We start from the raw sequence: 14426 nt of genomic DNA on the forward strand, positions 1-14426 counted from the left end.
TAAGAGAGTTGATATAATAGAAACAAACTAGTAAGGGGGCATTAAAATGAAGGCTATTATTTCATACGAAACACCTCTAGAACAAGCACATTTCACTGCAAAAAATGATGAGGAAAATATGTTTTATAAAGAAAATACAGAAGAATCTGTAGAAGGTTCACTTCAGTATGACGTACTAGATGCTGTCGGTGGATTCAAAGGACAACCTGGCTATATCGTTTGTAACAACATTTCTGTAACAGACGAAGGTCGCCCTGTATTTGAAAACCGCTTTAAAAACCGCGCAGGCCTTATCGAAAACGAACCAGGATTCCAAGCGATCCGTGTTCTACGCCCATTAAGTAACGATACATATGTCATCTTAACGATGTGGGAAACAGAGCAAAACTTTAAAGACTGGACAGAATCACGTTCATTCGAAAACGCTCATAAAAAACGTCCCACGCAAGCAGAAGGAAAACCTCAGGCTCAAGCGCATCCACATGCGGAACAGCAAAAGAGTATTTTCTCTCGCCCTTCTTTTGTGACTACTTTTGATGTGTTAGTTTAATTTTTTTGAGTTTGGAGTTCGGAAACCACGGTATGTGAAATTATATCGGCGCAACTCGAATTATATCAGCGATTCTTCGAATATATCGACTTATCGACAAATCATGACACAAAAAGGAAACACCATTACACACCGGTGTTTCCTTTTTCTTTGTACCAATTATATATACGAAGTGAATCTTTTTTTCTCATATGCTTTACTTCATAACCCCGCCCCGCTACCGCTACAAGAGTTGTACATAATTCATCCTTTCTTTGAAAATACGATTGATTATAACCTACTGCTTGAACATGTCTTCTTCGCATTATTCCTGTATATTTCGAAAAATTACGATATACAACCGTTAGTTGATTTTCTCTTAATTCATAACCACCACTTTTATATCTAGCATACGCAAGTAACGAAAACACGATAAATAACGGTAAAATAAAAAATAACGCAATATATTGTTTTAAATATATACTCACGCTAGCAATTAGAACTGTGAGTATGATACTTATTAACCAGCCCATAATGAAATAACGACGCAACGCTGTTTTTGGTAAGTGAGCGATCTCCGCCCCAATTTCATAAGGTAACTCTAAATATGTGAGCAGGTGCTGTACATCTTTTTTCTTCATAAAAGGATGCAGCATCACTTCATTACTTGCTGCTCCAATACTGTGAATTGCTTCCACTTCAACAGCGCAATAACCAAATGGCTGGCGAAGCATACATTCTTTTACAGTAATCGCTTGAATTCGGTGCAATTTTAAGACAAACTCTTTCTTTTCAAATAACCCTTGAACGATACGAATTTCTTCCCCTTTTCGCTCAATTTTAAAGTTTGCATATTTCAACACATATCCAGCCGTGGAAATAATCCATGAAATTGCCATTAAAATTAATGCTATTACAATTAGTTTATAAACACCGTTTCCCATCACATACGCTTCTACTTTACTTGTGAATCCTTCAGGAAGAACAAAATCAAACTTTGTGTAAAGAAGTACCAGTCCAGAAAACACTAGTCCGAACCGACCAGATGTAATCGCTGCTGCTAAAACCTCTTTCGCTGTTAACTGATAAACCGTCTTGCTTTCTTCCTCTTCTATTTCTTCTTTTACAGTAGTTTCTTTCTTATGTAATAAAGAGATTAAATGTTTTGCCTCGTCTTCTTTAATACCAGCCAACATCACTTCTGGTTCACTACCACCACCCGCTACTTCTATATTTAACTTCATAAGCCCAAGCATCTGATAAATGACGTTAGAAGACGTACTAACATTTTGCACACGTTCTTTATTTAAATAACTTTCCTTCTTTACAAAAACACCGTGCTTTATATGTAAAATATTATTCTCAATCCAGTACACTTTAAAATACCATTTAATTGCTGAAAAAATAGCCATGATGAATAAAACAACCAGAAGGAAAAGATAAAATAAATACCAAGGTTCCACTTGTTCATCAGGTTTAAATAAAACAAGAATAATAAGTGGCAACAAACTCGCAACTCTAATACCTAACAATATCGTAATCGGATGTTGCCTCTTATACATCCTTATCACTCACTTTCGCAAGTTCTCCAATTTGTCTTTTTAGCTGTTCTGCTTCTTCTTTCGTTAAACCTGGAATACTATGAGAAGTTGCGGCTGTTGAAATGTGTAATTCTGCTAAATTATACTTTCTCATGATCGGCCCTTGCTCAATCGTTACGTGCTGCACACGGATCATCGGAATAAGTACGCGTTTTACAACGAACATTCCCTTTTGAATCTCAATCTCTTCTTCATTTAATCTGTAACTATAATAGCGCTGACGTAAATTTGGAAACACAAAATAATCAAGTGGAATAAATGTAATAGCTCCTGTTACTAATAGTCCAAACAACCAGCCCCACCAGTTAAAGTTAATCATAAAAAAGAAATACGCAATTACGACTGTTAGTATAACTGCCGTCCCAATTAAAGCGTGAATTCGCCACACTTTCAGCATATTAGAATGAATCTCCCTTTCTAACGGCTGCATCTCATCACTCCAATTCTATGAATTTATTACTTATATATTATCAAAAAATAAGATTTCATATACATTTTTGTAAATTTATAGTCAAATAAAAATATATGAATCAAAAGCATATTAAAGAAAAACATACCTCAGTTTTGAAAATTATATATTATAAATATGAATTATATTGAACTAAAATAAACCTTACATGATTCATGTAAGGTTTATCGTTTTATACACAATATATTTCATTATTGTTGAGATATACTAGCATCGCTTTCAATTCGCTTTTCTTTTTGGCTCAGTTTTTTATCTTTAGATTTTTTTAATGTTAAAGTCATACCAATAAAAATAAAAAGAATTCCTGTTATTTGCATTAAAGTTGGACGGAATCCAGTAAGTACAGTATCTAATAATATTGCCACTGCCGGATCCAAAAAAACTAATATTGAGATTGTTTTTGTAGATAAATAGCGTAAACTATCAAAAAACAGATAATATACTATCCCTGTGTGAATAAAACCAGTAGCTATAATATATGTCCAATTACTTTGAGTGAGGCCACTAAAAGCATCTAAATCTATAAATGGTATTAAAAGAAATATCCCCAAGAATGTTTGTAAAAATGTCATTGCATACGCACTCATTTTGTTAATCCCTTTACCAAATAAAGTTGTAAATGCATAAAAGAGAGCTGCAAGAAATCCCCATATCATACCTGAAGACATTAATGAACCGACAGAGAAACTTCCATCGATACCAGCAATTAATAAAGCTCCTGCAAAACACACAACTATTGAAATGATAGATATTAATGTTAATTTTTCTTTAAAGACGATACTTCCAATTAACAGTACAATTACTGGTGCAAGATGATAAACCGAGATAGCAATTGTAACTGACATATTTTCAAAGGCTTTAAATAAGAAAACCCAATTAAATACTAAGAAAAAGCCACATATTAAAACTTGAATAACTTCTTTTCGTTCCCATTTATCTTGTTTATATTGCCCTGTAAGCAACCAGCATACACTTAAAAATATTGTCGCAAAAATACACCTTACAAACACTAATTCAAACGAAGGTAAGTTTGTTTGAACTGAAAAAAATCCAACTGATCCAAAGATAACCATTGATGCTATCATCTTTAAAGCCGGTACCGTTTTCTCTTGCTTAAAACTTTTTTGAAGCAAATTAATCCCCCTCCAATAAAAACTCGGTTTATAGTGAGAAAAACACCAGCCTAAAAAAGGACAGGTGCTTTTCCTCAAAAACACTCAATTATAAATTTTTCCCAGCAGTCCAACCACCATCAATTACAAAATTAGAACCAGTAATAAAGCGGGCCTGATCAGAAATCAAGTACTCAATACATGAAACAATATCCTGCGGCAACCCCCAAGTATCTAAAGATTGATTACTTTTTATCATAGACATCAAGGCTGTATTACTAAAGTATTCTTCTGTAAGTTCAGTTCTAATAACACCGGGAGAAATGCTATTCACCCTTATATTTTGCTTTCCAAATTCCATAGCCATCTGTTTAGTCAATCCGATTAAAGCATGCTTTGATGCAACATAAGCAGCTCGCTCTGGTTCAGCCATTAATCCAGAAACCGATGCTATATTCACAATACGACCTTTTATTTTCGATTCACACCATCGCTTAGCTACTTCCCTAGAAAGGATAAATGGGGCTACTAAATTTACATCAATTACTTTTTTAAACATATCATCGGATAAATGTAAAACAGGTGTTATCTCTCGAATACCAGCTGCATTTATTAATATATCAGGAGAAAGCTTTTCTAAATCTAATTGAGTAAACAGATTATGAATCGCTTCGCTATTACTTAAATCAATTTGCACTACTTTCAAAGGCATATCTGTTTTCATATAATCTATTAAGTTATTATTATTAATATCAAGCGCTATTACATGAAATGATTTTTCTAAAAAGTATTTTATACAAGCATGACCTATACCGCTATTGGCTCCAGAAATCATAATTATTTTATTCTCTCTCATTTTGTCTCCTTATAAGAAAATGTTACTAATAAAATATCACGAAAAGCCTCCGTACTACATTCTGTTCCAAGTGGCGTTACGGCATGGAAGACCTTTTGTCCAAATACTAAAGTTTCTAAAGGCTCCTTCAAACTTATAAACTGATTAATTTCCCGAGGAGAATTAGCTATTAAATTATCTCCACCAATAGCTGTATTACTTAAATTCATAAGGTGTAAAAACACTACTGGTTCATCATCTTTATGTAACCAAATAGGTGAACTAAAAGATGGTCTTTCTTTAGTAGCTTTATATCTTACTTGATGTAAACCTATAATTAAGTCTTTACTTGTATCTATTATATTTGTTTTAAATGCAAATTCAGTATCGAAGCGCACGATATTTTGAATTAAAGGATTACATAAAAAGCTATCATTTATGCTATTGAACTGTCTAACTTTCCCGCCATCGTCATAGTTATATTCTTTAGATTGGAAGTAATCATTACTATTATCTAAAATATAATCTGGTGAATCAACATACTTTATATACCTTGAATAAGATCTAGCACGACATTCACCGTATGCATCATCTTCCAAATTATAATAATCTAACTGTGCTTGTGTTAATAGACGATGATTCTCTTCCTCTTGTAAAAAGATTTCATTTGAAATTTCAAGGAATCCTTTAGATTCAAATTCATGTACCTTTTCTTCTATGCTAAAGCCACTCATTTTACTAAGAACAAACGTCATTATAAAAACCTCCACACTATTGTATTTTTCTATCTCACCCTATGTTAGAAATGCAATAAGTAACCGAGATTCTTGCTTAATAAAATTTAAAATTATGATATTCAATTAATACACCAAATGAAATATACGTAATTCATTAAAATTATTTATTAAGCAATATTATATATCCTTTCGGGTATTTTTTCTAATTATCTGAAGATTTATCAACATTAGTCTTAATATTCAAAAATAAAGAAATAGATTTTTCAGAAAGATAAAACTGCGCGTATTGCAATTATTTATGTATATAACTTTTTTTAAAATTATATTTTAAATATAGCTAGTTTTTTATAAATTTTTTGATATAATTACATACGGGAAAAGGGAAGAACTTTGTCTTCCCTTGTGTTTTTATTTGCATCTAGTACTTTTGCTAGATGCTTTTTTTATGCTAAAAAAGGTATCCTCAAATACTTTGAGGATACCTTTTCACCTTTATTATCTCTGCTGTTTTCTACCTAATATGAGTAATCCAAAACTCATCATTACAAGAAGTGCTCCCATATATGGTTCCACAGGCATTTTCTGCCCTGTCTTCGGTAATTCTTTTTCAGGTTTCTCTGGATTCGGTGTCCCAGGCTTTTCTGGATCTGGTGTCCCAGGTTTTTCTGGATTCGGTGTTCCAGGCTTTTCTGGATTCGGTGTTCCAGGTTTCTCCGGATTCGGTGTTCCAGGTTTCTCCGGATTCGGTGTTCCAGGTTTCTCCGGATTCGGTGTTCCAGGTTTCTCCGGATTCGGTGTTCCAGGTTTTTCTGGATCTGGTGTTTCTGGGCCTGGTGGCGCTAAATGATTCAATTTGTTTAATACTTCTAATTGAACTGCATTTATCATTCCATTTGTAATTTCAAATGGAATTGGATTAGTTAATTTTTCATATCCTTTTGGTGCTTCTACTTCTACTAGTGTGTAGTTACCTACAGATAGATCTGTGATTTTTGCCTTTCCATCTTTATCTGTTGTTACTTTCACTACTACTTTTCCCTTTTCATCATGAACCTCAAACACAGCTCCTGATAAGACTTCCTTGCTTTCAGCGGCCATTTTTGTAATCTCCACTGAACCTTTGTCTAACTGTTCATTCTCTACTTTCAATGATAAGACTTTTGTCATACCTTTTGTAATTTCGAATGATACTGGTTCCGTTAACTTTTTGTAACCTGGTAAGCTCTTTGTCTCTACTAATTTGTATTTTCCTACTGATAGATCTGAAACGTTTGCTTTTCCTTCTTTATCCGTCGTTACTTTCGCAACTACTTTTCCTTTTGAGTCACGTACTTCAAATACAACATTTTCTAATGGTGCTTTACTGTCTTTATCTATTTTTGTGATTTCTACATTCCCCGTATCTACCATTTCATTTTCTACAGTGAACGCTAAAGATTTTGTCATACCTTTTGTAATTTCAAATGGTACAGGCTTTTCTAATTTTTTGTAGCCTGGTAAACTCTCTACTTCTACTAGCTTGTACTTTCCTACTGATAAATCTGAAACTGTTGCTTTTCCAGCTTTATCTGTCGTTACTTTCGTTACTACCTTGCCTTTGTCGTCTTGTACTTCAAAGACTACACCTGCTAACGGTGCCTTATTATCTTTATCTATTTTTGTAATTTCTACATTTCCCGTATCTACCATTTCATTTTCTATGTTTAATGATAGAACTTCTGTCATACCTTTTGTAATTTCAAACGATACTGGTTCTGTTAATTGTTTGTAACCTGGTAAACTTTCTTTCTCTACTAATTTGTACTTTCCTACAGATAAGTCTGAGATTTTTACTTTACCATTTTTATCTGTTTTTACTTCTGTTACTACTTTGCCTTTGTCGTCTTGTACTTCGAAGACTACGCCTTCTAATACTTTTTGACTATCTTTATCTACTTTTGTGATTTCTACTGAACCTTTGTCTAACTGTTCATTCTCTACTTTTAATGATAAGACTTCTGTCATACCCTTTTTAATTTCGAATGATACTGGCTCTGTTAGTTTTTTGTAGCCTGGTAAGCTCTCTTTCTCTACTAATTTGTACTTTCCTACAGATAAGTCTGAGATTTTTGCTTTACCATTTTTATCTGTTTTTACTTCCGTTACTACTTTGCCTTTGTCGTCTTGCACTTCGAAGACTACGTCTTCTAATACTTTTTGACTATCTTTATCCACTTTTGTGATTTCTACTGAGCCTTTGTCTACTAGTTCATTCTCTACTTTTAGTGATAAGACTTCTGTCATACCTTTTTTGATTTCAAATGATACTGGTTTCGCTAGTTTTTTATATCCTGGTAAGCTCTCTACCTCTACTAGCTTATATTTTCCTACTGATAAATCAGCAATCTTTGCTTTTCCTTCTTTATCTGTCGTTACTTTTGTTACTACTTTGCCTTTTTCATCTTGTACTTCGAAGACTACACCTGCTAATGCTTTTTGGCTATCTTTATCTACTTTTGTAATCTCTACTGAGCCTTTGTCTAACTGTTCATTCTCTACTTTTAATGATAAGACTTCTGTCATACCTTTTTTGATTTCGAATGATACTGGCTCTGTTAGTTTTTTGTAACCTGGTAAGCTTTTTTTCTCTACTAATTTGTACTTTCCTACAGATAAGTCTGAGATTTTTGCTTTCCCTTCTTTATCTGTCGTTACTTCTGTTACTACTTTGCCTTGTTCGTCTTGTACTTCGAAGACTACACTTGCTAATGCTTTTTGACTATCTTTATCTACTTTTGTTACTTCCACATTTCCCTTGTCTAACATTTCGTTTTCTACTGTTAAAGCAAGAGATTTTGTCATGCCTTTTTCAATTTGGAAAGTAATCGGATCTACTAATTGTTTATATCCTTTTGGTGCTTTTACTTCTACTAACTTGTATGTGCCGACTGATAAATTAGTAACTTGTGCTTGTCCTTTTTTATCTGTCGTTATTTTAGCGACTACTTGTCCTGCTACATCTTGAATTTCAAAGACTGCATCAGCTAAAGCATCTTTATTTTCTTTATCTACTTTTGTAATTTCTACATTTCCTGTATCCACTAATTCATTTTCTACAGTCAATTGTAATGCTGTTACTCTACCCTTTTCAATTTCAAATGAAATTGGCTTTTCTAGTGGTTTGTATCCTGCCGGTGTTTCTACTTCTACCAACTCATACTTCCCGATAGATAAATCTGAAACGTTTGCTTTTCCTTCTTTATCCGTTGTTACTTTCGCAACTACTTTCCCTTTTAAATCACGTACTTCAAATACAACATTTTCTAATGGTGCTTTACTATCTTTATCTATTTTTGTTATCTCGACATTCCCTGTATCCACCATTTCATTTTCTACTTTTAATGATAGTACTTCGGTCATGCCTTTTTTGATTTCAAATGATATTGGTTTTTCTAATTTTTTATAACCAGGTAAACTTTCTACCTCTACTAATTCATACTTTCCTACAAGTAAATCTGAAACATTTGCTTTTCCATCTTTATCTGTCGTTACTTTTGTAACTTCATTACCCTTTTCATCTTGGACGATGAATGTTACTCCCGCTAACGGTGCTTTATTATCTTTATCTATCTTTGTTATCTCTATATTTCCCGTATCTACCATTTCATTTTCTATTTTTAATGATAGAACTTCGGTCATGCCTTTTTTGATTTCAAACGATACTGGCTCTGTTAATTTTTTATAGCCTGGTAAACTTTCTTTCTCTACTAATTTATACTTTCCTACTAATAGATCTGAGATTTTTGCTTTACCATCTTTATCTGTTTTTACTTCCTTTACTACTGTTCCAGCTTCATCTTGCACTTCAAAAACTACGCCTTTTAATGCTTTTTTGCTGTCTTTATCTATTTTTGTAATTTCTACTGAACCTTTATCTAACTGTTCATTTTCTACTTTCAACGATAGGACTGTTGTCATACCTTTTTTAATTTCGAATGATACTGAATCTGTTAGCTTTTTGTAGCCTGGTAAACTTTTCGTCTCTACTAATTTGTACTTCCCTACTGATAAATCAGAGATTTTTGCTTTACCATCTTTATCTGTTTTTACTTCTGTTACTACTTTTCCTTGCTCATCTTGCACTTCGAAGACTACGCCTTCTAATACTTTTTGACTATCTTTATCTATTTTTGTAATTTCTACTGAGCCTTTGTCTAACTGCTCGTTTTCTACTTTTATTGCTAAAGCTTTTGTCATACCTTTTTTTATTTCAAATGGTACTGGTTCTGTTAGCTTTTTATAACCTGGTAAGCTTTTCGTCTCTACTAATTTGTACTTTCCTACTGATAGATCTGAAACATTTGCTTTTCCATCTTTATCTGTTACTACTTTTCTTACTACTTCATCTTTCTCATCTTGGACTTCAAATTCGACACCCGCTAATACTGCTCCGTTTTCTTTGTCCACTTTTGTAATTTCTATATTACCTTTGTCTACCATTGCATTTTCCACTTGTATTGGGAATATGCCGTCCCCTGTTACACTTACTTCGAACTCTGTTTCTTTTAATTGGTAGCCTTCAGGCGCTTTCGTTTCTTTTAAAATATATTTTCCTAGTGCTAACGGTTTAGAGATTGCCTTACCATCTTTATCTGTAACAATATGTTCGACTACTACACCGTCTTTTACTATATCAAACTCTGCATTTGCTAATGGTTTTTCACCATTTTCCGAATCAATTTTCTTTATTTCAATTTGACCCTTTTGCACAGTATTTTTAATTTCAATTGTTTTTGTTTCTCCAGCTTGAAGTGTAACCTCTACTGGGCTTGTTAATTTTTGATATCCTTCTGGTGCTACTGTTTCATAAACTTTATACGTCCCAGGAGCTAAAGTTTGAGGTACTGAAAAACCTTTTTCGTCCGTTGTCAGTTTTGCAACAACTTCATTTGCACTATTTCGAACTTCAAATTCGGCACCTTTTAACCCTTTGTTCGGATTCTCAGAATCTATTTTATGAAGCGATACTGTACCATCTTTTGGAGCTTCAGGCGGTGTAATAGTTACTTCTTTTGATGTTAATGTTTTATCATCAAAATGTAATTCCGCTTTATTAGGAATCTTCTTATCTACGTAAGAAGATAAGTCTGCATTATTTTTAATTTTCGCCTTGATACTAAGATTAATTATCCGGTCTTCATATGACTTATAATCAAAATTCTCACCAAACGTAAATGTTACTTCACTTCTTTGTTTATCTATATTTAACGTCCCTTTAGAAGTAATATCTTGGCCATTTTTATCATACACTTTTGCCTCTAATACTTCTAAAACATCTTCTAAATCATCACTAATTACCATAGATGTGTATTTAGGAGGATCGTTCGGTATATGTGTACCAACTTGGTATTGAATAACTTGATCCATTTGTGTTAGCTGCTCATTCTCTACAAGCTTGCCATTCTCATCAACTATATTTTTTTCAATGCTAGGTGGATTATTGTCACCTGAACCGGATCCTCCCCCACCACTCACAAATACTTGTCCTACTTTTTCTTCAGTTTTAATATTTTTACCTTCTAATTTCACAGTATTTTTATGAGGTTTTGCAGCAGGATTTGTAACCTTTGTTTTATATCTTAAAATATAGCCTTTTGAACTGTCTGGAAATTCAATTGTAAATCCAGTCTTTGTTGCATTTATTTTAATGTTAGATAAATTTGCTGGCTTAATATTTGTTGGTGCATAACCATCTTCAAATACAGCCTCTTCTAATACTACGCTGTCTGTAATTAACTCATGCCCAGGTCCTAATGTATCTGTTAATTTAAGATCTTGCATTTCTGTTCCAGTTGCATTTACATATACAAGCCAATCAGCAATAGACGGATCTTCTTGATTATAAGAACCCCATTTCAATAGATTTTCCGTATTGGGTTGTGGCTTCGGTCTCTCTGTCGTATTACTTACATTTACTTCTTTATTTACGATTTGACCATCAACGTTAAATTCTAATGGAATTTCTTTAACACCATCATATGCTTCTAGACCAAAGTAGAATTCTACGAATAAAGAACCTTTAATGTTGTTCTTTCCCTCTACGTAATCACCCATAGTACACGTTAATAGACCCTTTTTCATCTCACATGTACCAACTGTTTTTCCTTCAGCATCTTTTAAAGGAAAACTCATATTCATAAGGTCTTTTCGAAACTCTTTTGGCATATCAATTGTGAATTGATCTCCACTTTTTATTTTTTCTTTAGCTGACCACTTCACTTCTACTTTCATACCATCTGAGGCTTGATATGGTTCAGATGTCGTGCCATCAGTACGGGAAATATTAATTTCGTCCACTGGACTTTTCATCACAGCAGCTTGAATAACTGGAGCCCACACATTCAGCACTGAAAATAATACTAGAAAAACTAATGAAACCATTGAAATATGTCTTTTAGTACTTTTCATTTGCATAGTTCCCTCCTAAATTTTTATATTTATATAACAAAAAAAGATCGTCCGGTTGCATCAAAAATGTGCAACCAGACGATCTTAGTAACCAATATGTATTACCGTAGACTCTAAGCTTTGCGGCCTATCCTTTCGAATAGTGTGCTAAAAATATCTTTTATTCTTTTTTTGTTTCATTTTCCTCTTAAACCAAATATTACTATACCGTCTGGACGGTTATAATTCAATACTCTATAAAATTGTTCTATTTTTCTAATAAAAAAAATAATTCACCACTACATTAAAGAAGCAATGGTGAATTATTTTCTCATTATATAGTTCGTATATTCTATTTATGTGAATTACTAATAAGAGCTTGAATCACTTTTTCTCTTAACTCGGGGCTTAGTCTTCCAACCCCTAAATATTCCGAATACCATAATCCATCTGCTGCTAATCTAATAATTGTTGCACAAACTGAATCTATCTCATCATTTTCTATATTTTTTTGCAGTTGCTGAAATGATTGTTGTAATGGCTCAAGTAATTCAGGTTTTAACATGAGTGCTGCCATCATACTGCTAGACAACTCTTCTGTTCTTCTCTCATTACTTAATCTTTCCTCTACAAAAGAGCGAACCCATCTCCCTTTCCTCTCTGAGTCTTCCGCTACTTTATTGTAAATGGCCCCTTCATAATCCTCTACCCCTCGGACTATCTTACCTTCTATTAAAGCTTCTTTATTTGAAAAGTGATACAATAATCCACCTTTGCTTAAACCCGCCTCTTTTGCCACTGCTTCTAAAGTTAATTTAGCAACCCCTTTACATTGTACAATTTGAGAAGCAGCCGCCAAAATCTTTTGCCGCGTTATGCTTATACTCATTCCTTTTTAAAACCCCATTTCTACTAAATTTATATAAATACGAATCTTATTTTTAATATTGTTGATTACTACTAAGTATTTTCTTTATACAACAAAAGCTTCATTACCTTTGAATTTTTAGTTACTTATTCTATTAAAAATTTCCATATCATTCAATATGATAACATTAAATACACAAAGCTGACTATACATCTATACTTTTGTATTTATTGAAAATATATCCATTAATAAAATTTACCGATTTATTCCTTCTTATTACTTTAAAACAGCAGTAATTCTTTCAGTACTAAATAAAAAATGTTATTACTCCCATTGAATTGAGTAATAACATTCTACTTAACAAATTCGCTGCCAACTAGCATCCTTCACATCTTCACTAGTCGGTTTTCTAACTGATCCAATAAAGTGAAACTTTATATCCGTAACATGGACAGGTGTATTTCATTTTGTCACTCCATTATTAACTTGTTTTCCCATATATTCCGACTCACAAAGAATGTAACAGCACAAATCATAGTTATCCCCATGAAAAATGTATTAGAATCTTCATATGTAGTTGGAATGCCTACCGTTACGAAAACAATACTAAAAGCTAAAAATAGATATAATAATAAAGATATAATATAGCTTAGTTTAAATCGTAAAATGATACCTCTAAACAATAGCTCACCAAGTAGACAGCCACCTAAAATAATAGGTACTCCGAAATACAATGTAAGGACTCCCATTTGCGCAGTAGATTGAATTATCTTTCCAATTATGTTCGGCGAAACCAGCTCACTATCGTTTCCCATCCTATCATATAAATCAAGTGCTGTTGCTGAAATAAAGAAACTTAATATAGAAAATGAATACGGTATTAAAAATTTGCTCACTCTCATTCACCTCGCTTTTTTCTTTACATATATTATTCATTATTTCCTATCATTTTTACATAAAAAAATAACCCTCTATGATAAAACATAGAGGGTAGCATTTCTATATAAAAATCTATACCTTATCCTGAAGTGAATCCCGAAAATAGGACAAATATCAAAACACCTAAACCATCTGCTATCTGCTCCCTACATTCTTTAGGGTAGATAGTTTATATGTTTTATTAGAAAGTAGTGCCTTCTTTTTTATAATATTCTTTTGAAATCTCTTCATAAAATGCGGCTGATGTCGCGTAGAAATAAGGTGCTAACCATAAGAAACCGATTCCTACAGTAAGAATACTTAAAATGAACCAACCTAAGAAACTTAAGCATAGTAAAAAGTAATCCATTTTATGTCCATTCATCATATGACGACTCTCAGTAATCGCTTGATTCGCTGTATATTCTGGATGATCATTCAAAATAAAATATGTCATAGAATAAGAAAATGATTTAATAATACCTGGAATAATAAGAAGTAATGTCCATAGAGTCAAGTATACATACATTAGTAAATATGTTAAAAACGACTTCATCAACTTACTTCCATCGCTAAACCATCTAAATATATGACCAATGCGAGCATCAGTCCCACGAATTGCATTTAAAACAAGATAATAGGCACCTATTGTTAATGGACCAATAACAAGCATTACTATAATACTTACTGTAAGTGAATCACTTGCTTCTTCCCAACCCCAAAATATCGAGAAAATACCTGTTGTTAGCATTTCAACAGCTCCAATAAGGATTCCAATTAATAAGGTTGCCCCTACCGCTAGTCCCCATCTTCCTTTTAATGCATCAAGTGCTTCTCTTTTCAACTGACTTATCATATATAACCTCCTAATACTATTTCCATTTTATTATACCATTTATATCAAAAATCCCATATATTTTCCTAAAACAGA

Annotated in this window: 10 protein-coding genes and 1 riboswitch; of the genes, 1 reads left to right on the forward strand and 9 read right to left on the reverse strand. The window is 32.9% G+C overall.

Features of this window, described 5'->3' with window-relative positions:
- Positions 1–46: 46 nt before the first annotated feature.
- Entirely contained in the window at positions 47–550 is a 504-nt protein-coding gene (gene hmoB / locus ACS2CR_RS07885) for a heme-degrading monooxygenase HmoB (protein WP_053513567.1), read from the forward strand.
- 125 nt (positions 551–675) lie between these two features.
- Here the strand turns inward: hmoB and ACS2CR_RS07890 are convergent, their stop codons facing one another.
- The 9 genes from ACS2CR_RS07890 to ACS2CR_RS07930 all read right to left on the reverse strand — a co-directional run bounded on the left by ACS2CR_RS07890 (position 676) and on the right by ACS2CR_RS07930 (position 14351).
- On the reverse strand, positions 676–2091 hold the full coding sequence (locus ACS2CR_RS07890) for a PH domain-containing protein (RefSeq protein WP_053513565.1): 1416 nt from the start codon (positions 2089–2091) through the stop codon (positions 676–678).
- A complete protein-coding gene (locus ACS2CR_RS07895; RefSeq protein WP_001182725.1) occupies positions 2084–2560 on the reverse strand; it encodes a PH domain-containing protein in 477 nt (158 codons plus the stop codon). The genes ACS2CR_RS07890 and ACS2CR_RS07895 overlap by 8 nt, the downstream gene beginning before the upstream one ends.
- 230 nt (positions 2561–2790) lie before the next feature.
- Positions 2791–3732 (reverse strand): DMT family transporter, encoded by a 942-nt coding sequence (locus tag ACS2CR_RS07900; RefSeq protein WP_000939630.1) that lies wholly within the window; start codon positions 3730–3732, stop codon positions 2791–2793.
- Positions 3733–3820: 88 nt separating this feature from the next.
- Complete coding sequence (locus ACS2CR_RS07905) at positions 3821–4567, reverse strand: SDR family NAD(P)-dependent oxidoreductase (protein ID WP_053513563.1); 747 nt, start codon at positions 4565–4567, stop codon at positions 3821–3823.
- Positions 4564–5301 carry a 2OG-Fe dioxygenase family protein gene (locus tag ACS2CR_RS07910; RefSeq protein WP_000144819.1) on the reverse strand — a complete coding sequence of 246 codons (738 nt, stop codon included), beginning with the start codon at positions 5299–5301 and terminating at the stop codon, positions 4564–4566. The genes ACS2CR_RS07905 and ACS2CR_RS07910 overlap by 4 nt, the downstream gene beginning before the upstream one ends.
- Before the next feature lie 477 nt (positions 5302–5778).
- The gene (locus ACS2CR_RS07915) at positions 5779–11736 is read right to left on the reverse strand and encodes a SpaA isopeptide-forming pilin-related protein (protein ID WP_325853133.1); all 5958 of its coding nucleotides are present in this window, start codon (positions 11734–11736) and stop codon (positions 5779–5781) included.
- 60 nt (positions 11737–11796) lie between these two features.
- Positions 11797–11889: riboswitch (cyclic di-GMP riboswitch) on the reverse strand.
- A gap of 172 nt (positions 11890–12061) precedes the next feature.
- Positions 12062–12598, reverse strand: a complete 537-nt coding sequence (locus ACS2CR_RS07920) for a TetR/AcrR family transcriptional regulator (protein ID WP_153602430.1) — start codon at positions 12596–12598, stop codon at positions 12062–12064.
- A 449-nt stretch (positions 12599–13047) separates the two neighbouring features.
- The gene (locus ACS2CR_RS07925; protein ID WP_002098741.1) at positions 13048–13473 is read right to left on the reverse strand and encodes a hypothetical protein; all 426 of its coding nucleotides are present in this window, start codon (positions 13471–13473) and stop codon (positions 13048–13050) included.
- Positions 13474–13697: 224 nt separating this feature from the next.
- Entirely contained in the window at positions 13698–14351 is a 654-nt protein-coding gene (locus tag ACS2CR_RS07930; RefSeq protein WP_000625400.1) for a DUF975 family protein, read from the reverse strand.
- Positions 14352–14426 lie beyond the last annotated feature (75 nt).

The sequence above is a fragment of the Bacillus cereus group sp. BceL291 genome, assembly GCF_051776705.1.
Lineage (GTDB): Bacteria > Bacillota > Bacilli > Bacillales > Bacillaceae_G > Bacillus_A > Bacillus_A cereus.